This is a genomic window from Nocardia sp. NPDC006630 (assembly GCF_040611495.1).
GTDB lineage: Bacteria > Actinomycetota > Actinomycetes > Mycobacteriales > Mycobacteriaceae > Nocardia.
The window spans coordinates 108,594-132,264 of sequence record NZ_JBEXOK010000009.1; the positions used below are offsets into that span (position 1 = coordinate 108,594).

Here is a 23,671-nt window from a genome sequence, read left to right on the forward strand (position 1 = left end):
GAACAGGTTTCGTGGACTACTCGCCCCAGCGCGGCAGATCCGGAACGTCGATGCCGAGCAGGTCGAGGGCACGGCCCGCGGTGTGGTCGACAATGTCCTCGACCGAGTCCGGCTTCAGATAGAACGCGGGCACCGGCGGCATGATGATGCCGCCCATTTCCGTCACGGCCGTCATCGCCCGCAAATGCGCCAGGGTGAACGGGGTTTCGCGCACCATCAGCACCAGCCTCCGGCGCTCCTTGAGCGTGACATCGGCGGCGCGGGTCAGCAGATTGTCGTTATTGGCGTAGGCCACGGCCGACAGCGTCCGCACCGAGCAGGGCGCCACGATCATGCCCGCGGTGCGGAACGAGCCGGAGGCGATAGCCGCGCCGATATCCGCGGGCCGATAGGTCACATCCGCCATGGCGGCGAGATCGCGGGCGTTCAAATCCGTCTCGTACGCCCTGGTCTGCTGTGCCGCCGGGGTGACAACGAGGTGGGTTTCGACGCCGGCCTTGCGGGCCAGCTCCAGCACGCGGACACCGTAGGCGATGCCGGTCGCACCGCTGATACCCACGACGAGTCGTTGCGTTTTGTCCACCCGACAAGGATCGAGTCTCCCGCGTTGGCTATCAACGAGAGAATCGGCCACTATTGAGAAGCAGGGATTATCAATGGCTGAGGAGTTATGGACACCGATCGCATTGATCTCAACGAATTGGAGATCTTCCTGACTCTCGCCGAGGAGCTCCATTTCGGCCGCACAGCAGCGCGACTCGGTCTCTCGCAACCACGGGTGAGTCAGCTGCTGCGCGCGCTGGAGCGCCGGGTCGGTGGACTGCTGTTCGAGCGCACCAGTCGCCGAGTGACGCTGAACCCGCTGGGCGAGCGCCTGCTTCGCGGGCTGCGCCCGGCCTTCGCCGAACTGCAGCGGGTGGTCGCCGATACCCGTTCCGCCGCACAGGGTCTGCGCATCGGCTTTCTCGGTCCGTATGTCAGCACGCTCAGCGAACCGATCGCGCACCATGTGGCCCGGTTCCCGGACTGCCCGGTCGAGCTCGTCCAGGTGCCGTGGACCGATGTGTTCGGCGCGCTGTACCGCTCGGAGATCGATCTGCAACTGTGCCTGGCGCCCGTCGAGCAACCGGGTCTGGTCATCGGACCGGAAATCGCCACCTTCCCGCGCCTGCTGGCAATAGCCAAAACACACCCGAGGGCGAACTCGGCGGTCCTCACCCTGGAGGACCTGGCCGATCTCCCTGTCATCGGCCCGTCCCCGCAGGTGCCGCCGGAATTGGCGCGCACCTTCTGGCCGCCCGCGCTCACCCCCACCGGCCGCCCGATCCCCCGGTTACCGGCGGCGCGCACCGAACCGGAAATGCTCGGCACCGTCGCGAACAACCGGGGGGTGTTCCTGACCACGACCGCTATGCCGACCCACTTCTCGCACCCCGGTGTGCAGTTCATCCCGTTCACTGGCATGCCGGACGCCCGGGTGGTTCTGGTCTGGCGAAAAGGTAATGACGACAGCAAAATTCGCGATTTCGCCAATCTTGCCGCGCCGTATCAGCTCACACCGTCCGGGGCACGGGCGCACCGGTGATCACGACGCTCGGCCCCCTGCCCAAAAGCGTTGAGCCCTGTGCCGAAAAGCGCAGGGCCCGCGCCGAACTCGGATTACGCAGCTTTGCGGATGGTTCCGGTGCCGGTGCTGGGATCCTCGTGCAGGGCGCGGTGCATGGCGCAGCGGTGCACCGGACCGGGCCGGTAGAACGCGGGATCCAGCCGCTGGACAAAGGTGAGGTTGTCGCGGCGCCAGCAGTCGATGCACACGGGCTCGTTCATGGTGTCCTCCTCGGTCGCCGCTTTCGAAAAGCTTGCAGGGGTGGTATTCCCGTTCCCACCCCCGTCCACGCACGACGTGTCCATCCGCTGACCACGACGCCGCCGGATCGTTATCCGAGGGTGCGCAGAGATCGTTCCGGCAGCATGCCCGCACCCTCTCCGGTGAGCGCGGAAAGTCGCGCATCTCGACCGGCTACCAGGAGCAACAGATCCGCGACGGTCCCCTCGACGGCCGGGCCCGTCCCGGCTGTCCACGTGGTGTCGGTGGCGGTGAGCCGGAAACCGGAGAACCGCTCCTGAGCACGGAACAGCCACCGCGTCCGCCAGACCCGCTCGAGCGCGAGACGTGCTGATGCCGTGGACATTTCATACTCCAGCCCGAGCGGCAGGGCAATGTCCTGGATGTGTACGAGCACATCCATCAGACGATCGTCCGGAGTGGTGCCGGGCGGAGTGCGGCGCATCGGGACAACAGCGCGCAGATCGGTCAGCAGCTGCCGAGAGCTGGTCGCATCCGCATAGCGAATCGCGCTGTCGAGATTCAGCCGCGGGATACTGCCGCGCGCGCGAATCAGATTGGCCAGCAGCGAGAGGACTGTCGGCCGGCTCGACAGCACCACGTGGGCGACCACATCGCGGACACGCCATCCCGCGCAGAGCGAAGCGTGGTCCCACTCCGTCTCGGGAAGCTTTTCGAGCAGTTCCACCAGGGTGGTGCGTTCGGCGGAGACCGCTCGCCAGATCTCATCGGGTGTGGTGATCATCAGGGTGAATTCCTTTCCGGTAGGGCGCTAGTACCGTAGGAACTCCACCCGAGTGGAGGTTCAAGCGATTGTGACTCACCACACAATTCGCGAGGCGTGGCTGACCATCGGCGAGCTCTCGGAGCTCACCGGGGTGCCCGTCCGCACGATTCGGTTCTATTGCGACAGCGGCGTTGTGGAATCGGTCCGCAGCTCCGGCGGCCACCGCATGTTCGATCGCACTCCGGCGGTGGATCGGCTGCTCCTGATTCGCCGGTTGCGGGCGCTCGGGCTGGGTTTGACCGCGATCGCCGCGGTGCTGTCGGGCGAGCGGTCGATGGCCGAGGCGGTCGCCGCCGAGCGCGCGGCGGTCGATATCGAACTCGGCGCACTGGCATGGCGGCGAGCGTCGCTGTCCGCCATCGAGAATGCGGCACCGGCCGAGCGCGCGGCCAGACTCGAACTGCTGGCCGCGGTGCAGGACGGGCCCGGTGCGCACGATGCGCTCATCATGTTCTGGCGGCGCCTGCTGTCGCCGGTGCCCGCGGAGCTGTTCGAGGCCTTCGTCGAGATGAATGTGCCGCGGCCACAGCGTGATCCGACACCCGATCAGGTGGTCGGTTACGCCGAACTCGTCACGCTCATCCGGGACCGGGAATTCGGCACGGTTGTCTCGCAGCAACTCTGGCGCTGCGACCCGATGACGATTCGCGACCGGGCCGGTCTGCTCGCCGGAGTCGCCGAGGCGTGCGGTATGGCCGAATCGTTGATCGCCCGCGGCGTCGAGCCTTTTCCGTGCCCGGCACTGGACCGGTTCGTGGACGCACACGCGACCGCTCGCACTATGCGTGACACCCCCGGATTCCGCGAACGCCTCCGCTCCGGCAGGCACGATAACGACCAGCGCGTTCAACGCTATTGGCACTGCGCGGGCGAGATCATGCGCAGCACAACCACAGCCGGTGCGGGACAGGTGTGGTTGTACAACGCACTGGTCCGGGCGACCGGGGCGCCGGTCGCCGGGTAGCGGCTCGAATCAGGCGGCCGCGGCAGCGGTGCGCAGGGTGGCCATGGCCAGTTTCGGATCTGCCACGTCGACAACGAGGCGGGTCAGGGGAGCTCCGGAGAGTTCGATGCGGATGCCCTGGCCGCCGAACTGGGTGTCCCAGAACTCCTTGCGGCCCTTGCCACGGAAGGTGCCTGCCGCGATCACGCCGGGGAAGAAGGTGCCGGGTGCGCGCACCCACGGCGGGCGCAGATCCACTTCGGCCATCACGACCTGGGTGATCTGCGATAGATCGAAAGTCACCTGCTCGCGCAGCGCCAGCACCCGATGCGCTCCGGTCACATGCACTGTCACAGTCGTCCCCGTGAGCTCGAACTCGACCATCGTGGACCTCGCTTTCGCCGACACCATTACTCCATCCACAGTGCCGCGCGGTCCTGGTCATAGCCTGTGGATCTCCGAAGAAGAACCTCAGGATCAGAACTACACGTTTCGCCAGGAACCAACCGGTCTGATGCGAATGCCGACTCGTCGGGCAACAGGGCAAACCTGCGGAACTCATTGCGCCAGAGCGATACCGAGCTCGCTCATCGAGCGTTACACTTCTTTACAGTTACGCGCTGGCTATAGCATTGATCGAGATCGATAGCTGGGCAAGGGAAGCCCAACTCCACTACTTGCGGCATTACCTATCTGTGAGGGTGTCTCATGTCCAGTGTTCCCAATACCGTCATGCCCGGGCGAGATACATCTCGTGATGGACGACCCGCACGACTCGCCGCGCACGTTTTGTCGCATTATGGGCCGCTATGGGCTGCGCTACACCGCGCCTCTCCGATTCAGCGCCGGCTCAATGGCTGGCTGACGCACCTTGCTATGCGAAACCTGCCGACCCGCCCCGAACCATTGAGCACTCGAAGCTCCTATACCACGTGGCCGTCGATGACCGACCGGTCTTATATCGGACGGCAATTGCCGCCGGTCGAGAAATTGCGGGCCGACTTACCCACACCCGCGGAGACCGCCGAATTGTTCCGCCGAACCGGGCCGACCCGGCCCGCCGAACGATCCAGCGCGCTACTCCCCGCCTGGTCGCAGTGGTTCACGGACGGATTCCTGCACCGCGGAAACGATCCCGATCCCGCCCGCATCGACTCGACGCACATTGTCGATGCCAGGCCGCTCTACGGGCACACCGAGCAGACGAGCAACGCCCTGCGCACATTCGAGGGCGGGCGGCTGAAGAGTCGATTCATCGGCGACGCGGAGTTCCCGCCGCTGCTGTGTGCAGGTGGGCAGGTCAAGGACGAATTCGCGGCGCTGGTACCGGTCCGTTTCGAGCAGATTCCGGAGGCCAACCGCGACACCCTGTTCGCATTGGGCGGCGACGGCTCCAATTCCACCATCGGCACCCAACTGTTCTCCACTCTCTTTCTGCGCGAACACAACCGGATCGCCGGGATCATCGCCGGCGCACATGCCGGCTGGGATGACGAGCGAGTATTTCAGACCTCTCGCAATGTGATGATCGTGCTACTCACCCGCGTAGCTCTGGAGAACTACGTCAACCATCTCACGCCCTTCTATTTCCGGTTCGGCCTGGACCCGCGACGCACCTACCGCGGCCCATGGATCCAACCCAATTGGGTCACTGTCGAATACAGCCTGTCGTATCGCTGGCACAGCATGCTCCCGTCCGAATACCGGATAGCCGGCACCACTGTGCCGTTGTCCGACACTCGAACCAATGGGAAACTCGTCCAGGAGCGCGGTCTCGGCCCGCTATTCGAAGACCTGTCCACCCAATCGGCGGGCAAACTGGGTTTGTTCAACACCGACCCCTCGCTGCTGCCGATCGAGGAAGCAAGTATCTCGATGAGCCGGGAGCTGAAAATGGCTTCCTACAACGACTACCGCGAGTTCGCGGGCCTGCAGCGGGTGACAGACTGGCGACAGATATCCAGCGACCAAGCGGTTATTGCGGGTCTGCGGGACCGCTATCGCAGCGTCGACGATATCGACTATTACGTAGGCCAAGCCGCCGAAGAACCCGCACCCGGCGCGCTGTGGGGTCGCCTCATGGGGCGGATGTTCGTCGTGGCCGCCTTCTCCGAGTTGCTTAACCACCCACTGCTGGCGCCCAGACTCTTTACACCGCAGACCTTTTCGCCCGAGGGCATGCGCATTATCGAGTCGACGCACTCGTTCTCGCAGATCGTCAACCGGAACACACCCGAAGACAAGAAGACTCATCTGGTCACCTTCGGCAAAGACACACCACGATGAGTACTCCCGCGAACTTCGGGCACAATTCGGCGCGGGAGACCCGGCGTGCCGATGTGCTGCCGATCGGTGCACCTCGCCGCGTCGGCTATCTGATCCTCTTCGTGATCGCACCGCTGGTCGTGGTGGTTGCCGCGGTGCCGGTGGCCTGGCGGTATCACTGGGGGCCGTCCTGGCTGGACATTGCCCTGGGTGTCGTCCTGTATGCCGTGGCCATCATGGGCATCACCGCCGGATATCACCGCTGCTTCACCCATCGGTCGTTCGCGGCGCGCGGGCCGCTGAAGGTGGCACTGGCGCTGGCGGGCGGCATCGCATTGGAGGGACCCGCCACGCTGTGGGCGGCCGAACATCGGCGCCACCACAGGTTTTCCGACGGGCCGGGCGACCCGCATTCGCCGTGGCGATTCGGCACCGGCCGGACCGCGCTGCTCCGCGGCCTGGTGCACGCCCAGGTCGGCTGGTTCTTCACGGCGCCGACCAGGTCCAACCAGCGACGCTACGTCCCCGATCTGCTCGCCGACCCGATCCTTCGGCGGATCGACCGCTGCTACCCGGTGACCGCCGCATGCTCGCTGCTCGTGCCGGCCGCGGTGGGTGGGCTGGCGACATCGAGCTGGCACGGCGCCATCACCGCGTTCCTCTGGGCCGGGCTCGTTCGCTATGCGCTGGTGCATCACGTCACCTGGTCGGTCAACTCGATCTGCCATGCGTTCGGCGACCGCCATCATCCGACGCCCGGCGTCGACCAATCCCGGGACGTGCGCTGGATTGCCTTGCTGACCTTCGGAGAAGGGTGGCACAACCTGCACCATGCCAACCCGACGAGCGCCCGCCACGGTGGGCTCCCCGGGCAGCACGACCTGACCGCGGCCCTCATTCGCCTGTTCGAACGCCTGGACTGGGCCTATGACGTCCGCTGGCCGATCGATCCGCTCCCCGGCGAGGCCGGTGTGGTGACACCGCATGGCTAGCGGGCACCCAGATCCTCAGCATCGAATCGAGGCACAAGCATGACCCTCCACGCCCATTCCGATGCGAACTGGGGAGACCTCGATGTATCACCGCTGTACTCGCACTCCTTGGACGAGACCGTGATTCCGCGGACGAGGCTGGCGGACTTCTCCATCGCGCCCAGCATGGCTGTCGCTATCGTTCGCGACGAGCTGCTGCTCGACGGCCGCGAGAAGCTCAATGTCGCCTCGTTCTGTTCGACCTACCTCGAACCGGAACTCGCCCTGCTCGCCGCCGAGAACCTCACCAAGAACATTGCCAACCACGACCAGTACCCCGCGAGCGTGGAAATAGAACGCCGCTGCCTGGCCATCATCGGCGATCTGTGGCACAGCAATGAGATAACCGTGGGCGTGGCCACGACCGGCTCCAGCGAAGCGGTCATGTTGGCCGTACTCGCTTTTCGTCAGCGGTGGCGCGAATCTCGCAGCGCAGGAACATCTTCGGAACTCGGTACGCCCAATATCGTCTTCTCCTCCGCCTGCCACCCGTGCTGGGACAAGGCATGCCTGTACTTCGATGTCGAGCCGAGGAAACTGCCGATCCGCCACGATCAGACGACGCTGGATCCCGCAGAGGTGGCCGCCGCGTGCGACGAGAACACCATCGGCGTGGTAGCGACCCTCGGCTACCCCGCGACCGGGCGGTACGACCCCGTGCTGCAGATCTCCGAGGCGCTCGACGCGCTGGCCGCACGTGGCGGCCCCGACATCGGCATACACGTGGACGCCGCCAGCGGCGGCTTCTACGCCCCGTTCCAGCCGGACGCTGCCCCGTGGGACTTCCAGCTACCCCGTGTGGTCTCGATCGACGCCTCGAGTCACAAGTTCGGGTTGGCCAATCTCGGCTTGGGATGGGCATTGTGGCGCGAGCGGCAGTATCTTCCCGAGTCCCTGACCTTCCAGATCAATCTGCTCGGTGGCGAACCGGCACCCACCTTCTCCCTGACCTACTCCCGGCCCGCCGCGCCCGTGATCGACCAGTACGCCACCTTCCTGCGGCTCGGCCGGCCCGGGTTCGCCGGCCTGGTCGCTCAGGCCTCGAGGGTCGCCGCATACCTCGCCGAGGCGATCGCCGAACGCGGCTTCCGCATCTGGGGCGACGGTAGCGACCTGCCGGTCATCGCCTTCGGGACACACGGTCCCGACGGCCCCTGGATGCGGCACTTCTCCGCGAAACTCCGCGAACGTGGCTGGCAGGTACCCACGTACACCCTCGCGCCCGACGCGGAGGACACCGTCGTGGCACGCATCGTCTGCCGCTACGGCCTGACGCTCGATCTCGCGGAGCGACTGGTCCGTGCCATCGACGACTCCATCGGCGAACTCGATGCGCACGACGGGCCACTCCCCGATATCCACCGCGACGGCTTCGCCCATTGACGGCGAGCGGGCACCTCCGAATTCAGCACGTCCCTGATATCGGGACAATTCATCCCTCAGGTCGGGACAAAAATGCCGCAGCATGGCTAAAGCCACACGGGATCGCCGTATACGGTTGTGGAATTGTCGGCCGTGTCGGTAGATATGGTGATCGTGGCGAATGAACGCAAAGTGACCGGACCCATACACCCGTCGACTTTGACCTCCTCTTGGTCGTCGGCGACCGAGGCGTGATGGTCGACCACCGACTTGGTCGCGAAAGACACGGTGTTGATCGAGCCCGGTTTGAGAGTTGTCGACACATTGGGACTGACCGATGCGTGTGCGCCGACATCGGGTCCGATAATGCTCAGGCCGACCGAGGGTCCGATGGAGAAACCGAGACCCAGATGGAGTCCGTTGGACACGTCGACCTGGCAGCCGATCTGGTAGCCGGTATCCAATACTCCCCACTTGACGTCGGATCTGCCGTTGCCGGTGATATCCGCGGCGGCACGCAACGAGACGAAACCTTCCCTGGTGAACGGGGCGGAGGCCAGGTTCGGGACCCGATCTACGGTCTCGCCCAGTTTGGATACCGACAGTGACCAGCCGTCCTCGGTGACGACGGTGCGGGACTTGTCGGCCACCGCATCCGCCGACGACGATCCAGCGGTCGCCGTCGCAACCACACCACCGGTGACCACGAGTGCCGCAGCCGTTATCCAGCGGCGAACTGCCGCTCCTCGGATGTTCGACATTGTGGACGACCTTTCTTCCGATCTTCTGAGATATGGCGGAACTTTTCAATTACAAGCAGGCCGTGCATCAATCGGCAATGACATGTCCCTGAATACGGGACATATCCGCTGCGCCTTTCTAACGTTTATGTCACGCGCAGTCACTCCGGTGCCGGATATATCGGTCTGCTCCTGCAATGCTTCCCGGTCCAGACGCGAAAGTTCGCCCCAGAAGTTATTCACGCCACAGATTCTATTTACTGTGACGGCCGCCGATTTCCATTGCAACGCGATTTGCGTGAGTGTTCGCTGAGTGAATACCAGCAGTTGCCGGCACCGCCTGAAACTCTGGATCGAATCACCACATCATTTTCCGCATCCGGAGGATCTCATGCGAATTCTCGTCACCGGTGGAGCCGGCTTTCTCGGATCACACCTCACCGACGTATTACTCGACCGCGGCGATGAGGTAGTCGTCTTGGACGATATGTCGACGGGGAATCCCGCCAACCTGGACCCGTCACGCCCGGGGCTCACGATCGTGCACGCCGACGTGCGAGCTCCGCTCCTGCTCGACGGACCTTTCGATGCGGTCGCGCACCTGGCCAGCCCGGCCTCCCCGCCGGACTACCTGCGCAGACCGGTGTTCACCCTGACCACCGGCGCGCTGGGCACGCAGCAGGTGCTGGAGTTCGCCGAACGCAAGCACGCCCGGGTGGTGCTGGCCTCAACCAGCGAGGTGTACGGCGACCCGGAGGTCCATCCGCAGACCGAAAACTATTGGGGCAATGTGAATTCCGTCGGCCCGCGGGCGGTGTACGACGAGGCCAAACGTTATGCCGAGGCGTTGACCACCGCGTTCGGCGACAGCCGAGGCGTGGACACCGGCATCGTCCGGATCTTCAATACCTACGGCCCGCGGCTGCGCCCCGAGGACGGGCGGGTGGTGTCGAACTTCATCGCCCAAGCGCTCGAGGGACGCCCGCTCACGATTTACGGTGACGGCAATCAGACGCGCAGCCTCTGCTATGTCGACGATCTGGTGCGAGGACTGATCGCGATGATCGATGCCCGCGGCGAGCGCGGCCCCATCAATCTGGGCAACCCGGTCGAAATGTCGGTCCGGGCGATCGCGGACCTGGTGCTGCAGCTGACCGGATCGCCTTCGGACCTCGAGTGGCGCCCACTGCCGGTCGATGACCCGGTACGTCGCCGGCCCGACATCACCCGTGCCGCAGAACGACTCGGGTGGCAGCCGTCCACTGCGGTGGTGACCGGCATCGAGCGGACCATCACCTGGCACCGCGACCATCATCCGACTGCTCCGGTCCAGCCCTCCGCCGTGCCGCTGGCGAGCTGATCGGACCACCATGACGAACTCACTCACCCTGGAGCCCGCGGCGGAGTCGGTGGAATCCTATGTGCGGCGGATCTCCGGCGGCGCCGTCCGAACCATCGAACCGTCGGGACCCGTTTTCGCCCAGCCGGTTCCGCAACGCCAGCGCACCCGCACGCGCACCTTCGCACCCGCCCTCGGGATCCGCGCCCGGCTTGCCGTGGCCGTGGGCACGCTCGCCTGGGCAATCGTCATCGCGCTGTTCTGGGTGTGGTGGATGCAGCCACAGCATCGGCTCGGGCTTGCCGGATTCGTGGTGACCACCCTGCTGGTGGCCTATGTGACACTGCTGCCGATCTATTTCCTGCTCACCGTCAATCGGTTGCGCCGCGTGTGGACCGGCCGGGCTGTACCGGCGCTGCGGGTCGCGATGGTCGTCACCAAGGCGCCCTCCGAACCCTGGCCCATGGTTCGGAAGACGTTGCAGGCCATGCTTTCCCAAAACTACCCACATCGGTTCGATATCTGGCTGGCCGATGAAGACCCGCAGCCCGAGGTGCTGGAATGGACACGGCTGCACGGGATCCGGGTGTCGACCCGCCGTGGGGTCGCGGAGTATCAGCGCACGACGTGGCCTCGGCGCAGACGCTGCAAGGAAGGCAATCTGGCATGGTTCTACGACAATTGGGGCTACCGCGACTACGACGTCGTGAGCCAGCTCGATGCCGACCATGTCCCGGACTCCGGGTACCTCGCCGCGATGGTGCGCCCCTTCGCCGATCCCGCGATCGGGTATGTCGCCGCTCCCAGCATCTGCGATTCGAACGCACGCACCTCCTGGGCGGTGCGCGGCCGGCTCTTTCACGAAGCCACGTTCCACGGTCCGCATCAGCTCGGGCACAACGGCGGGCTCGCTCCGGTCGGTATCGGTTCGCACTACGCCGTGCGCACCGCGGCGGTGCGGAGCATCGGCGGACTCGGACCCGAACTGGCGGAGGACTTCTCGACCAGCTACCTGCTGACGATCGCGGGCTGGTCCAGTGCGTTCGCAATCGATGCCGAGGCGCACGGCGAGGGGCCGGCCACCTTCGCCGCGATGCTGACCCAGGAGTTCCAGTGGTCCCGTAGTTTGAGCACGGAACTGCTCGAACTCATGCCCCGCACCCTGCGCCTGCTGCCGTGGGGATTGCGGCTGCGCTTCGGTTTCGCCCTGCTGTACTACCCACTGTCGGTCCTCACCGCAGCGGCCGGTGTCCTGATGCCCGCGGTCGCGGCGGTGACCGGGAATTCGTGGGTCAGCATCAATTACGGCGTATTCATCGGATTCGTTGTGGCACAGGGGGTGTGCCTGATGAGCATCGTCGCCGTGGTCCGCCGTGCCCGCTTACTGCGGCCGGTGAACGCCCCACTGCTCAGCTGGGAGCAGGCCCTCTACATCTTCGCAAAATGGCCGTTCAATGCCTGGGGCGTCCTCGCCGCGGTGGCGCAGCGCCTCAGCCCGCGCCCCCTCGACTTCAAGGTCACCCCGAAAGACGGTGCGGTGCAAGCGATGCCGGTACGCCTGGCAGCCCCGTACCTGCTCTTCGCGAGCTTGCTGGCCGTGTCCGCCGACATCGGCATGCGGACCGGCGGACCGGTCGGCTACATCGGACTGTGCGTACTCGGTGCCTTGACCTACCTCACCGTCGCCGCATCGGTCGTGAGCCTGCATGCCCGTGAGGCCGCCCGGCTCGCCGGCGCCACCCGCACCGGCTCCGCTCTGGTCTGGCGGCCCCTGCTCGCGGTCGCGGTCGCGGTACCGCTCGTCTCGTTCACCCTCGGCGCCTTTCCCGTCTTCGCCCTGAAGGAGTTCTCAGCATGAAACCCGGCACCGTTCTCGTCACCGGAGGTGGTGGATTCATCGGCAGTCATACCGTTGTCGCGCTGCAGGAACGCGGACATCGGGTGGTCGTGGTCGACGACCATTCCACCAGTTCACCGATCGCGCTGGACCGAGTCGCGGCCATCAGTGGTGTTGCGCCGCAGCTGTACTCACTCGATCTCAACGATCGACCGGCGCTGGACCGGGTATTCGACGCTCACCCGATCGACGCGGTCATCCACTTCGCGGCACGCAAGGCTGTCGGTGAATCCACCGAGATTCCGCTGGAGTACTTCGACGTCAACCTCGGCGGCACCACCAGCCTGCTGCGGACGATGGACGTACACGGAGTCGACCGGCTGGTGTTCTCCTCCTCGTGTTCGATCTACGGAGACGGCGCCTCCGATGGCACTCCCCTGACCGAAACCGCATCGGCTCGCCCGACCAACCCGTACGCATGGAGCAAATGGGTGTGCGAGCAGATGATCGAGCAGGGCTGCACCTTCCATCCGGCGTTGCGGGCGATCAGCCTGCGCTACTTCAACCCCATCGGCGCACACCCCAGCGGCCTGCTCGGGGAAGACCCACTCGGCGAACCACGCAATGTGATGCCGCACCTGATGCGGGTGGCGACGGGCCGTCGTCCCGAACTCATCGTGTACGGGCAGAACTACCCCACACCGGACGGCACGGCGATCCGCGATTACATCCACGTCTCCGATGTCGCCGATGGGCACCTCGCCGCACTCGACCATATCGACGACGCGCCGGGGCATCGAGTGGTGAATCTCGGTACCGGACAAGGCACTTCGGTACTGGCGCTGCGAGCGGCGGTCGCCCGGGCCACCGGCCACCCGATTTCCTACAGCGTGCGCGACCGGCGCCCGGGCGATGTGGCCGCGCTCATCGCCGACGCGGACAAGGCCCATCGGGAATGGGGTTGGCGAGCCCGCCACGACCTGGCCGACATGTGCCGCGACGCCTGGAAATTCACCCGTACGAACCCGCACGGCTACGTGCGCTGACCACTCTCCGAGGAAAAGATCATGACCAAGCTGACAGTGCTGGGAACCGGATATCTGGGCGCGACGCATGCGGCGTGCATGGCCGAACTGGGCCACGAGGTACTCGGCGTCGATATCGACGAAGGCAAGATCGCCAAGCTCCAGGAAGGGCAGGTGCCGTTCTTCGAGCCCGAACTCGAAGAGGTGCTGCAACGCAATATCAAGGCCGGGCGACTGCGCTTCTCCACCTCGTATCGCGAGGCAGCCGAATGGGGCACCGCGCACTTCCTGTGCGTCGGCACGCCGCAGAAGCGCGGTGAGTACGCCGCCGACCTGCGCTATGTGGAATCGGTCATCGACGAATTGGCGCCACACATCACCGAACCGGCAGTCATCTACGGCAAGTCGACGGTTCCGGTCGGCACCGCGGCCCGGCTCGGGGCGCGGGCCCGGGCACTGTCCCCGGCGGGTGCACAACTCGAAGTGGCCTGGAATCCGGAGTTCCTGCGCGAGGGCTTCGCGGTCGGGGACACCTTGCATCCGGACCGGCTCGTGGTCGGCATCGACCCGCAGCGGCCCGGCCGAGCCGAGGAACTGAGCCGGGAGATCTACGCCACGGCCATCGCCGCGCAGACTCCCTTCCTCGTCACCGATCTGGCCACCGCCGAATTGGTGAAGGTGGCGGCCAATGCCTTTCTCGCCACCAAGATCTCGTTCATCAACGCCATGGCCGAACTGTGCGAGGCCGCCGATGCCGATGTGACCGTGCTGGCCGACGCCATCGGCCACGACGCGCGCATCGGACGCCGATTCCTGAACGCCGGCTTGGGATTCGGCGGTGGCTGCCTGCCCAAGGACATCCGCGCCTTCATGGCCCGCGCGGGCGAATTGCAGGCGCACCAGGCGCTGACCTTCCTGCGCGAGGTCGACAACGTCAATATGCGCCGCCGGACCCGCATGGTCGAGCTGACCCGGGAGACGTTCGACGGTTCGCTGATCGGCACCCGGCTGGCGGTGCTCGGCGCGGCGTTCAAACCCGATTCCGACGATGTGCGCGACTCCCCCGCGCTCAATGTCGCCGGGCAACTGCAGTTACAGGGGGCCAATGTCACCGTGTACGACCCCCAGGCCATGGACAACGCCCGCGTGCTTTTTCCGACGCTCGAGTACGCCACAAGTCTGACCGAGGCGTGCGAGGGCGCCGACGCGGTGCTGGTGCTCACCGAATGGCAGCAGTTCCGTGACCTGGATCCCGCCGACCTCGCCGAACTGGTCCGCGGCACGCGTGTGCTGGACGGGCGAAACTGCCTGGACGCCCAGCGCTGGACCGCGGCCGGATGGACCTATCGCGGCCTCGGTCGTTATTGACAGGCGTTCCGGAGTCGGCTGCCGGTCAGTGCTGCCCGGTAGCCGAGTGCCAGTCCGCCGTCGTGGCGTACCGATTGCCGGCCCAGCCCACTACCGGGGAAGGCGAGTGATAGGTGTTGTCGCGCAACGCAATTCCCTCGACGGTGAAGTTCTCGGCCTGGATGAGCTCGGCATCGTCGTACGCGGTGAACACATTGTCGTACACCACAACTCCGCCCAGGGTCCCCGCGATCCGTACTACCGGAGGAGTTTTGGCCGGGGATCTACCCACGGTCACCGCATTGCCGTACACCTGGGCATTGAACACCCCGGTGGCCGATGCCGGACCGGACAGACCGCCCATGATCGTGATGCCGCCGTAGAAGTCGCCGCGCCGCCCGTCATCGACCGAGCTGTTGAAGCGCACCACGTTGCCGGTATTGGCACGGTTGGCAGCATTGCTGAACAGCAGATAGCCAGGCCCGTCGTTGGCGTACGAAAGATTGTGCTGGAGAACGCAATGCGAGGTGTTCTGGTCCAGATCGAATCCACCGCCGTCCGCGCCGCCGGTGTGGTTGTGATGAGAGATATTGCGCTCGATGACAACTCCGGTCGAATCGTAGGTCCAGATGCCATACGGACCCTCCGGCGCCACGGACTGCGCGCCGTTCTCGTACGCCACCGACCCGGCCACGCGGCCACCGGATACGCTGCCGAGCACAATGCCATTACCGGTGTTCACCTGCGCCGCAGGGTCTCCGAGGTTGCGGTATGCGACCACCTCGGACACCGTGATATCGGTATTGACGTACACGGGGGTGACCGCGTCGAACGCGGGACCATAGGTCGTCACCCCCGACTCACGGTTATCCCGCGCAACCACCCGGCGCACCTGCACGCCGTGGAAACCGGAGTCCGATCGCGTGGCCCCGATCGACACTCCATTACGGAAACCGCTGACCTCCAGGTCCTCGACCACGATTCCCGAGGGGTGAGTCGCAGGTCGACCGGTGTAGACCGTGACCCCGTCGGCCGCGCCGCCACCGGTGCCGGCGATCGTGAGATCGCCGACCCTGACGCCGCCGGTGTCCTGGATCAGCACTCCGGGACCTGCACCGGCGGCGACTACCGCGCGCCCGGTTCCGTAGGACCCGATCCACACCGGCCGGGTGGCGTCACCCGCGTCGCTCGCGCCCAGCCGCAGCGTGCCCTCGAACGTGTCGCCGCCCGCGAGCAGGACTCGAACGCCCGGTTCGAGAGTTTGCCGAGCGAGCCGCTCGAGCGTCCGCCATGCGGTACCCGGCGTGCGGCCGTCCGCACCGTCATCTCCGGAGTTACTGAGATAGAAATCGTGCCGCCCATCGACGGCCTCCACCCGGTCGATCCCCGTCAACGCCACAGCAGTCAGCACAACAGCGATCAAGATCAATAGGGGCCGCGACTCGATCACGCGTCCATCACCGAAAAGTAACATTTCGGCGGATGCTACACCGTAGCCCGCACGTCATCGCCGACTTTCAACCACATCCCGACCCAGGCTATTGGCATGATTGCCAATAGCTGATAATGTGCTCGTTATTGGTAGATCGACCAATAAGGAGCCTGATGCCGAAAGCGAATTCGCCTCCGGAGCCGAGCGAACCCCGCAGGCGACGCCTACCACCGGCGCAGCGACGCGCCGAAATCGTGGACACCGCCGGTCGATTGATCGCATCCACCGGGGTCCGCAACCTCACCCTCCGCAGCGTGGCCGACGAACTCGGTGTCGCCACCGGACTCATCAGCCACTACTTCGCGTCGATCGACGACCTGGTCACCGAAGGTTTCGCCCATGCGGGCAGGGGTTCCCTCGACGCATGGGACGCCTACGCCCGGGTCGCACAGGCCCCCGTCGACCAACTCCGCCGGCTGCTCGACTACCGGCGGCACCGCGAGGAATTCCCGGTTCCGCTGCTGTGGGTCGATGGATGGCAAGCCGCCTACAGCGAACCGCACATGCGCGAGGAGGTGGTACGGCAGATGGACCATGCCCGAGCCATCATCGGCCGGATCATCAGCGACGGCGTCGACGCCGGTCAGTTCTCGACAACCGACACGCGAGCCTCGGCCACTCGAATTCTCGCGACCGCCCACGCCGTCACGATCCAAGCCGTACTGCAGGACGACGACGAATTCCTGCTCGTAGCCGATTTCGTCCTGGCAACCGCCGAACGAGAACTCGGGCTACCGCCGCACACGCTCGAGATGACAGACCACTGAAACCTGCCGGAGCACCGAACGGCACAGCCGAGGGTAAGTATCGAGATGATCCAGATTTTCATTGTTGACGATAACAACATCGCCCTGGCCGGTCTCAAATCCTTCTTGAGAAACAACCGGTCAATGACCGTTACCGGGGAAGCTCGCGACATGGCAAGCGCCCTGAAGGCAATCGATCCGAAATCGGTGGATATCGCCATCGTAGGACTCGAACTGCCAGACGGAAGCGGAATAGAGCTATGCCGCCGACTACAGGTGAATTTCCCCGATATCAAATGTGTGATATTCAGCGCCCCCGCCGACGCCGAAACATTGACGCGGGCAGCTCTGGCCGGGGCTTTCGGGTATCTCACCAGCAATCTTCCCGGCGAGACGATCCTCCAGGCAATGCACATGGTCTCCGCCGGAAGACTCGCCTTCGACCAGCGGCTGATCGAGATTCTCATCAGGCATGTTCGTCAGTCGGCCGCGGTCGACAGCGCCCTTCGCGAGCTGACCTTCCGTGAATTGGAACTCTTCGACTCGGTCGGTGAAGGCCGTTCCAGCCAGCAGATCGCCGAGCGCCTCGGCATTGCAGAGAAGACCGTCAGGAACAATCTCACGAAACTTTACGCCAAGCTCGGTGTGGAGAATAGAAACGAACTGGTCGCACTATCGGCGAAATTGCGAGAAGGTTTGATAAGGCCACAATTCAACCCACAAGGGACCAGTTCCGCCGCTTGATCGGCGCTCCGAGCGCACCACGTCTTCCCGGGCCGGCCGAGCGCCGGTTCAGGGTTCGTGCACCGGATCGGGCAGCAGCCAGCGTTCGGAGGCGCGGGGACGCAGGTAGATGAGGTAGTACGCGATGCCGAGTGCCATGGTGACGATCGCTACCACCAGTTGCTGCCAGGAGTCCTTTCCGAGGCTGTATCCGGCGTACACCATGACCGCGATGACGATCAGCGGCGGCAGCGGCCACAGCGGCATGCGATAGGTCTCCGAAGCGCCCGTGCGGCGCACGCGAAGTGCGGCCAGTGCCACGAAGAGGTACACCAGGACCAGGCCCGCACCGGTCGCGGTGATCAGCCAGTTGAGAGGCAGGACCGCGGCGGCGATCGCGGCGATCGCGCCCACCAGGAGGGTGGCGGCCACCGGGGTGTGCAGGCGCGGGTGCACGGCCGACAGGGTGCGGTCGATCGGCGCGGGCCAGCTGCGATCGCGGGCCGAGGCGAAGACCAGGCGGGAGATCTGCAGGATGATCGCGATGACCGCATTGATGATGGCGATCGCAATGCCCACGCTCACAACGGTATTCACGGCAGAACCGCCGCGCGCGGTCAGGAAGTAGTTCAGCGGGGCGGGACTCTGCAGCAGGTCGGTCATCGACGGTGCGCCGAGCACCACCGCAGCGATGGGCAGGATTTCGATGGCGACGGTCGCGGCCAGGCAGACCATGATGACCCGGCCGATCGTCTTGGTGGCGTTCTTGGTTTCCTCCGAGTAGTAGATGGCGGCGCCGTAACCGTTGTAGGCGAACAGCGCTACCGGAATCAGGGCAGGTAGTGCACCCATACCGACTCCGATTGTGCCGCTGCCACCTGCGGTGAGCGGATGGAACCATTCCGCCGGACCACGTTCGACATGCCGGAAGCCCAGGAAGACCAGCACACTGATGGCCGCGACCTCCACGGCCAGGAACACCCCCGTGACCCAGGCATTGGTCTTGATATTGAGCAGCGCCACACCGGTGGTCACCACGATGACGGCCACGCCGACCCATTTGCCCCCGAGTCTCGGGATGGCCACGCCGAGGTAGTCGCCGGTCCCCAGCGCGATGACCGAGATGATCAGCACCCCGTTGACCATGGTGAGCAGGAACATCGCGAAGCCGAGGGGACGTCCGAGCAGCCGTGCGGCCCAGGTGTATTCGCCGCCCGCGATCGGATACCGCGCCGAGAGTTCGGCGTAGCACAGGCCGACGCACACGGACGCGAGCGCGGCGATGCCCAGCGTCAGCACCGACGCTCCGCCCACCGCCAGCAGGATCGACGGAATGATGATGAACACGCTCGAGGCCGGCGTCACCGCCGACAGCGTGATCAGAATGTTCTCCCCCATCCCGAGGGCCCGCGAAAGCTGTTGTTCGTAACTGTTTTCCGGGGCGCCAGCGGCTGTCCGGCCGGTCGAAGGGTGCATCGCCATGACCGACTCCTTTCTTTGATTTACAATCAAAGAATGATCCAAACTCGCTGGCAATACGGTGTTTCAGACGTAACAAGTACTTAACTCATCATCAAGGCAAGAAACGGGAGGGAACGGATGGCACGCCGGAAGGATCAGGTGCGGGCACGCCGCACCATCCTCGACGCTGCGCTGACGGCGGTGTCCCACCGCGAGGTCGGCCGGCTCCGGATTCGGGACGTGGCCGAACTCGCGGGCGTCTCACCCGCGACGGTGCACTACTACTTCGACGATCTGGACACGCTGCTGCGGGAAGTCCACCGGGAGGCGAGCGATCGATTCTTCGGTGCGCGCCTGGCCATGGTCGCCGACATCCCGGATGCCAGGGCGAAGATCGGGGCGCTGATCTGGGCCGGATTGCCCGCCGACGACAACGACCAACTGGTCGTCGCGCTGTACCGGCTGGTGGCGTATCGCAATATCGCGGCCGAACACGGCGATCTGATCACTGCGCTGTTCGACACGCAGGTCGCGGTCTATATGAGCGCACTCGAGGTCGGAAGTGCCCAGGGGCACTTCATGATCGACGCGCCGATCCTGGAGGTGGCCGCGAATCTGGTTGCCCTGGAGGACGCATACGGCCTGCACATCGTCACCGGGAATCGGTCGGTGACCAAAGCCCGTGCCGCTCAGCTGATTTGCTCCTATGCCCGGACAGCGACCTGCTGCCCGGATATTGCGACCCCGTCGAAAGGCTTCTGAATGACCGAGTCTCAATCGTTCTCCCCCGACGGACGACCCCGGGCCCGCGCCCTCGGCCTGCATCCGGCGGGGACGCCCGGACCGTGGAATGCCATTACCGATGTTCCCGGAGTCGAGGTGGGGTACCGGACCCTGATCGAGGGTGTGGGACCGCTGCGAGTGGGCGACGGGCCGGTGCGAACCGGAGTGACGGCGATCCTGCCGCGGGGCCGGGACGGTGTGGGCAGGCCCTGTGCCGCGGGGCGCTACTCGCTCAACGGCAATGGCGAAATGACCGGCACCGCATGGATCGACGAGGTCGGCCAGCTGTCGATGCCTGTGACAATCTCCAATACCCATGCCATCGGGGCCTGTCACACGGGCACCATCGGCTGGATCAATGCCGTGCGACCGGATCTGAGCCGGCAGTGGTTGCTGCCGGTCTGCGCCGAGACCTGGGACGGCTACCTCAATGACATCAACGGCCAGCATGTCACGCCGGAACTTGTTGGGGCCGCATTGGATTCGGCACAGTCGGGTCCGGTTCAGGAGGGTTCAGTCGGCGGCGGCACCGGGATGAACTGCTATGCCTTCAAGGGCGGCAGCGGCACCGCGTCCCGGCTCGTCGAATTCGGCGCGCAGACGTACACCGTCGGGGTATTCCTACAGGCGAATTTCGGCTCGCGACAAGAACTTACGATTCGAGGGCGGCGCGTCGGCGAGCGGCTCACGGTGGCCAATCCGCAGGAGTCCACCAGTTGGGGCACGGCGCCGGACCAGGTTCCGGCCGCGCCCGGCGGTTCGGGTTCGGTGATCGTCATCCTCGCCACGGACGCCCCTCTCGAACCGTTGCAGTGCAAGGCCATGGCCCGCCGAGTCCCGTTCGGGCTCGCGCGCACGGGAACCACCGGCAGCCTCTTCTCCGGCGATCTGTTCCTCGCCTTCTCCACGGCCGGCGACCGCGCTTCCGACACCGGGTTTCCGATCGGCGATCCCAGCGGCGACGAACTGGTCACCACCGCCCGAATGCCCTGGAACCGTATGGATTCCCTCTACACCGCCGTCGTCGAAGCAGTCGAGGAAGCTGTTCTGAACAGCCTCATCGTCAATACCGATATGACCGGCCGCGACGGCCATCACTCCCCCGCGCTCCCCCACGATCAGCTGCTCGCCGCGCTTGTGGAGGGGTAGTTCGTACCCGAAGCAACTGCCACACAGCACATTTGGGGCAACCGCACAACCATCGACATTGTCCGCGCAACGCGGGAGACTGCTGTCGGAGTTGTGAGGAGAATACGATGAATGCACAGCCGATTGTCCTGGACCCCATGGGTTCCGATATCCAGGGTGAATCCGCCCATATTCGCGCGAGCGGTCCGGTCACCCTGGTCGAGTTGCCCGGCGGCGTGCGCGCCTGGTCGGTCACCGATGCCGGCGTCCTGAAGCGTCTGCTGACCGACCCGCGCGTCTCGAAAGACGCTGCGCAGCACTGGACGGCGTACATGAACGGCGAGATCACCGGCGAGTGGCCGCTGCTGCCCTGGGTGGCCGTCGACAATATGTTCACCGCCTACGGCAGCGACCATCGTCGCCTGCGCAAACTGGTCGCGCCCGCCTTCACCCACCGCCGCACCACCGCACTGCGGTCCCGTATCGAGGCGATCACCTCCGGCCTGCTCGATCAGCTGGCGCAGACCCCCGCGGGCACGGTGGTCGATCTGCGTGAGGCGTACTGCTATCCGGTGCCGATCCAGGTGATCAGCGAGCTGATGGGGGTACCGGAGGAGCGCAATCCGGCGCTGCGCACATGCGTCGACGGATTCTTCGACGGCTCGCTCGGGCCGGAGGAGGGCATGGCCAACTACGTCGAAATGTACGGCCTGGTCACGGAAATCGTGCAGCTCAAGCGGGAGACCCCCGGCGACGACCTGATCAGCGAACTCATCGCGGCGCGGGACGAGGACGACGGCTCCCGGCTGTCGGAGAAGGAACTCGTCGACACCCTGATGCTGATAATCAACGCCGGCCACGAAACCACGGTCAACCTGCTCGACCAGGCGGTCTTCACGCTGCTCACCCACCCCGAGCACCGCGCCGCCGTCACCGAGGGGCGCGTCTCCTGGACGGATCTGGTGGAGGAGACCCTTCGCTTCGAAGCGCCCGTCGCCCACCTCCCGCTCCGATATGCCGTGGAGGACATCGATATCGAAGGCCGCCTCATCCCCAAGGGCGACCCCATTCTGGCGTCCTACGCCGGCGCCAACCGCGATCCGAAGGTGCACGGCCCCACCGCGGACGAGTTCGATCCGGCCCGCACCACCAAGGACCAGCACCTGGCCTTCGGCCACGGCGTCCACCACTGCCTGGGTTCTCCCCTGGCCCGACTCGAAGCCACAGTGGCCCTGCCCGCGCTCTTCACCCGCTTCCCCACCCTGACCCTCGCCGCCGCCCCCGCCACCCTGAAGACAGTCGGCAGCTTCATCTCCAACGGCCACGCCCAACTCCCGGTCCACTTGGAATCGCCCTAGCCCCAAGCGGATCCGCCCTAACGCGCACTCCACTACAGCACCGAAAGGTCCGCGCGATCCTCGGCGCGGACCATTCGCACCCGAATCAGCTGCAGGCGGGCGAGCTCTGGTTGCCCAGGGTCAGGATGTTGCAGATCCATTCCTTCTGGACCTTCCACTTACCGTCCTCGACCACGAACGGCACCACGGCCTGCTGCGGTGCGCCGCCATTGATCGCGGCCTGTGCGTCGGCGGTGAGGGTGCCGTTGCCCAAGTCGGTGACGCTGGTGACGGTGATGGTGGCATTGTTTTGCTTGTAGGCGTCGATAATCCGCGTGGGCAGGCCCGGGTCCGCCTGCATGCCCTGCATCAGGTCAAGCTTCTCGGAGTCGGGAACGCTGGGGTCGAGCACCCTCTGCATTGCGGTGTTCAGGTCCGCCGCGGTGGGGGCCGGCGGGAAGGTCTGGGCGGCCACCGTCTGCGACGTGGAGGTCTTGGCGGGCTTGGCGCTCGTCGTCTTGTCACCGCTGCCACACGCCGACAACCCGAGCACGGTCACGGCAGCCAGCGCCGCGATCGCAATGCGTCCAGTCTTCTGAAACGTCAACTACTCATCCTTTGCGTTCGAGTAAATCTGTCGCGCAATGTCACAGCCACCCGGCCGGGACGCCGCACGACCCCCGACAGTACTGACGAGACCTGTCCAACGGTTACCCGAAGCAAGCGTTAGAGCACTTTCAGTCCAGATCCTCATAGTTCGCACCCGATCTCGGACGTGTCAGGTCGGCATCAGGGCGGTATCAGCGCTACTCGCGACAGTATTCACATGAACAACATCGCATTCGCCACACCGGAACCGATCGCCATCACCGTCGATGTGCTGTACGGCAACGTCACCGTCGTCGCCTCCGACCGCACCGACACCGTCGTCGACATCCACCCCACCGATCAGTCCAAGCGAGACGACGTGCGCGCTGCCACGCACACGCAGGTCGATTTCTCCGCCGGTACCCTCACCGTGAAAACGCCGAAGGGGTGGCGCACCTACACGCCCTTCAGCGGCAACCCCTCGATCGAGGTCACCATTCAGGTCCCCAGCGGCTCCCGGCTCACAGCCATCGCCGGTATGGGCGTGTTGCGGAGCGTCGGCGAACTCGGGCCCTGCGAACTGGAGCTGGCCGCAGGCGATATCACCATCGACCGCGTGCGCGGATCGGTCACCGCGAAGACCGCCAAGGGCAATATCCGCATCGGCGAAGCCTCACACGGTGTGCTCGAGCTCGAAACATGCATGGGCGAACTGGAAGTCGGCATCAGCCCGGGCAGCACGGCACGGCTGGAGACCACCACCCGTAACGGCAGCGTGCACAACCAGCTGGCGGCGGTCGGTCAGGGACAGGACACCGTGCAGGTCTATGCACGAAACTCGTACGGCAACATCATTATCGGGCATGCCGCTACCGTCTGACATGGGCGGAT

General features: G+C 65.3%; 23 protein-coding genes. 15 read left to right on the plus strand and 8 right to left on the minus strand.

What is annotated here, in order from left to right; translation table 11 throughout:
• Positions 1–16 precede the first annotated feature (16 nt).
• On the minus strand, positions 17–583 hold the full coding sequence (locus ABZX86_RS26675; RefSeq protein WP_355127391.1) for a UbiX family flavin prenyltransferase: 567 nt from the start codon (positions 581–583) through the stop codon (positions 17–19).
• Between the two features lie 87 nt (positions 584–670).
• Between ABZX86_RS26675 and ABZX86_RS26680 the strand changes: the two genes are divergently transcribed.
• Complete coding sequence (locus ABZX86_RS26680) at positions 671–1,585, plus strand: LysR family transcriptional regulator (RefSeq protein WP_355127392.1); 915 nt, start codon at positions 671–673, stop codon at positions 1,583–1,585.
• A 74-nt stretch (positions 1,586–1,659) separates the two neighbouring features.
• Here ABZX86_RS26680 and ABZX86_RS26685 read toward each other — a convergent pair whose 3' ends face one another.
• Both ABZX86_RS26685 and ABZX86_RS26690 read right to left on the minus strand, forming a co-directional pair.
• Positions 1,660–1,827: a hypothetical protein gene (locus tag ABZX86_RS26685; protein ID WP_327146190.1), complete on the minus strand. Its 168-nt coding sequence runs from the start codon at positions 1,825–1,827 to the stop codon at positions 1,660–1,662.
• 110 nt (positions 1,828–1,937) lie between these two features.
• Complete coding sequence (locus tag ABZX86_RS26690) at positions 1,938–2,591, minus strand: maleylpyruvate isomerase family mycothiol-dependent enzyme (protein WP_355127393.1); 654 nt, start codon at positions 2,589–2,591, stop codon at positions 1,938–1,940.
• 70 nt (positions 2,592–2,661) lie between these two features.
• On the opposite strand from ABZX86_RS26690, the gene ABZX86_RS26695 reads away from it, so the two are divergent.
• Complete coding sequence (locus ABZX86_RS26695) at positions 2,662–3,597, plus strand: MerR family transcriptional regulator (RefSeq protein WP_355127394.1); 936 nt, start codon at positions 2,662–2,664, stop codon at positions 3,595–3,597.
• A 9-nt stretch (positions 3,598–3,606) separates the two neighbouring features.
• Here ABZX86_RS26695 and ABZX86_RS26700 read toward each other — a convergent pair whose 3' ends face one another.
• On the minus strand, positions 3,607–3,960 hold the full coding sequence (locus ABZX86_RS26700) for a hypothetical protein (RefSeq protein ID WP_355127395.1): 354 nt from the start codon (positions 3,958–3,960) through the stop codon (positions 3,607–3,609).
• A 558-nt stretch (positions 3,961–4,518) separates the two neighbouring features.
• Between ABZX86_RS26700 and ABZX86_RS26705 the strand changes: the two genes are divergently transcribed.
• From ABZX86_RS26705 to ABZX86_RS26715, 3 genes are read left to right on the plus strand one after another with little or no spacing between them, the layout of a single operon-like run.
• On the plus strand, positions 4,519–5,862 hold the full coding sequence (locus tag ABZX86_RS26705) for a peroxidase family protein (protein ID WP_355127396.1): 1,344 nt from the start codon (positions 4,519–4,521) through the stop codon (positions 5,860–5,862).
• Entirely contained in the window at positions 5,859–6,833 is a 975-nt protein-coding gene (locus ABZX86_RS26710) for an acyl-CoA desaturase (protein ID WP_355127397.1), read from the plus strand. Before ABZX86_RS26705 ends, ABZX86_RS26710 begins: the two co-directional genes overlap by 4 nt.
• 39 nt (positions 6,834–6,872) lie before the next feature.
• The gene (locus tag ABZX86_RS26715; RefSeq protein WP_355127398.1) at positions 6,873–8,255 is read left to right on the plus strand and encodes a glutamate decarboxylase; all 1,383 of its coding nucleotides are present in this window, start codon (positions 6,873–6,875) and stop codon (positions 8,253–8,255) included.
• An 86-nt stretch (positions 8,256–8,341) separates the two neighbouring features.
• On the opposite strand, the gene ABZX86_RS26720 is transcribed toward ABZX86_RS26715, so the two are convergent.
• Complete coding sequence (locus tag ABZX86_RS26720; RefSeq protein ID WP_355127399.1) at positions 8,342–8,995, minus strand: MspA family porin; 654 nt, start codon at positions 8,993–8,995, stop codon at positions 8,342–8,344.
• Positions 8,996–9,365: 370 nt separating this feature from the next.
• Between ABZX86_RS26720 and ABZX86_RS26725 the strand changes: the two genes are divergently transcribed.
• The 4 genes from ABZX86_RS26725 to ABZX86_RS26740 are packed head-to-tail and all read left to right on the plus strand — an operon-like array spanning position 9,366 to position 14,543.
• A complete protein-coding gene (locus tag ABZX86_RS26725; RefSeq protein ID WP_355127400.1) occupies positions 9,366–10,334 on the plus strand; it encodes an NAD-dependent epimerase/dehydratase family protein in 969 nt (322 codons plus the stop codon).
• A gap of 10 nt (positions 10,335–10,344) precedes the next feature.
• Positions 10,345–12,171, plus strand: coding sequence for a glycosyltransferase (locus ABZX86_RS26730; protein WP_355127401.1), 1,827 nt, complete (start codon positions 10,345–10,347; stop codon positions 12,169–12,171).
• On the plus strand, positions 12,168–13,196 hold the full coding sequence (galE, locus tag ABZX86_RS26735; RefSeq protein ID WP_355127402.1) for a UDP-glucose 4-epimerase GalE: 1,029 nt from the start codon (positions 12,168–12,170) through the stop codon (positions 13,194–13,196). The genes ABZX86_RS26730 and galE overlap by 4 nt, the downstream gene beginning before the upstream one ends.
• A gap of 21 nt (positions 13,197–13,217) precedes the next feature.
• Complete coding sequence (locus ABZX86_RS26740; protein WP_355127403.1) at positions 13,218–14,543, plus strand: UDP-glucose/GDP-mannose dehydrogenase family protein; 1,326 nt, start codon at positions 13,218–13,220, stop codon at positions 14,541–14,543.
• Positions 14,544–14,568: 25 nt separating this feature from the next.
• On the opposite strand, the gene ABZX86_RS26745 is transcribed toward ABZX86_RS26740, so the two are convergent.
• On the minus strand, positions 14,569–15,921 hold the full coding sequence (locus ABZX86_RS26745; protein WP_355127404.1) for a right-handed parallel beta-helix repeat-containing protein: 1,353 nt from the start codon (positions 15,919–15,921) through the stop codon (positions 14,569–14,571).
• A gap of 206 nt (positions 15,922–16,127) precedes the next feature.
• On the opposite strand from ABZX86_RS26745, the gene ABZX86_RS26750 reads away from it, so the two are divergent.
• Together ABZX86_RS26750 and ABZX86_RS26755 are read left to right on the plus strand one after the other, a co-directional pair.
• The gene (locus tag ABZX86_RS26750) at positions 16,128–16,781 is read left to right on the plus strand and encodes a TetR family transcriptional regulator (RefSeq protein WP_355127405.1); all 654 of its coding nucleotides are present in this window, start codon (positions 16,128–16,130) and stop codon (positions 16,779–16,781) included.
• 45 nt (positions 16,782–16,826) lie between these two features.
• Positions 16,827–17,504, plus strand: coding sequence for a response regulator transcription factor (locus ABZX86_RS26755; RefSeq protein WP_355127406.1), 678 nt, complete (start codon positions 16,827–16,829; stop codon positions 17,502–17,504).
• 48 nt (positions 17,505–17,552) lie between these two features.
• On the opposite strand, the gene ABZX86_RS26760 is transcribed toward ABZX86_RS26755, so the two are convergent.
• A complete protein-coding gene (locus ABZX86_RS26760) occupies positions 17,553–18,965 on the minus strand; it encodes an APC family permease (protein WP_355127407.1) in 1,413 nt (470 codons plus the stop codon).
• Positions 18,966–19,082: 117 nt separating this feature from the next.
• Between ABZX86_RS26760 and ABZX86_RS26765 the strand changes: the two genes are divergently transcribed.
• The 3 genes from ABZX86_RS26765 to ABZX86_RS26775 all read left to right on the plus strand — a co-directional run bounded on the left by ABZX86_RS26765 (position 19,083) and on the right by ABZX86_RS26775 (position 22,213).
• Positions 19,083–19,706 carry a TetR/AcrR family transcriptional regulator gene (locus ABZX86_RS26765; RefSeq protein ID WP_355127408.1) on the plus strand — a complete coding sequence of 208 codons (624 nt, stop codon included), beginning with the start codon at positions 19,083–19,085 and terminating at the stop codon, positions 19,704–19,706.
• Entirely contained in the window at positions 19,707–20,876 is a 1,170-nt protein-coding gene (locus ABZX86_RS26770) for a P1 family peptidase (protein WP_355127409.1), read from the plus strand.
• 107 nt (positions 20,877–20,983) lie between these two features.
• Positions 20,984–22,213 (plus strand): cytochrome P450, encoded by a 1,230-nt coding sequence (locus ABZX86_RS26775; RefSeq protein ID WP_355127410.1) that lies wholly within the window; start codon positions 20,984–20,986, stop codon positions 22,211–22,213.
• Between the two features lie 85 nt (positions 22,214–22,298).
• Here ABZX86_RS26775 and ABZX86_RS26780 read toward each other — a convergent pair whose 3' ends face one another.
• Positions 22,299–22,799 (minus strand): hypothetical protein, encoded by a 501-nt coding sequence (locus tag ABZX86_RS26780; protein WP_355127411.1) that lies wholly within the window; start codon positions 22,797–22,799, stop codon positions 22,299–22,301.
• A 219-nt stretch (positions 22,800–23,018) separates the two neighbouring features.
• Between ABZX86_RS26780 and ABZX86_RS26785 the strand changes: the two genes are divergently transcribed.
• Positions 23,019–23,660, plus strand: coding sequence for a hypothetical protein (locus ABZX86_RS26785; RefSeq protein WP_355127412.1), 642 nt, complete (start codon positions 23,019–23,021; stop codon positions 23,658–23,660).
• The last annotated feature ends 11 nt before the right edge of the window (positions 23,661–23,671 follow it).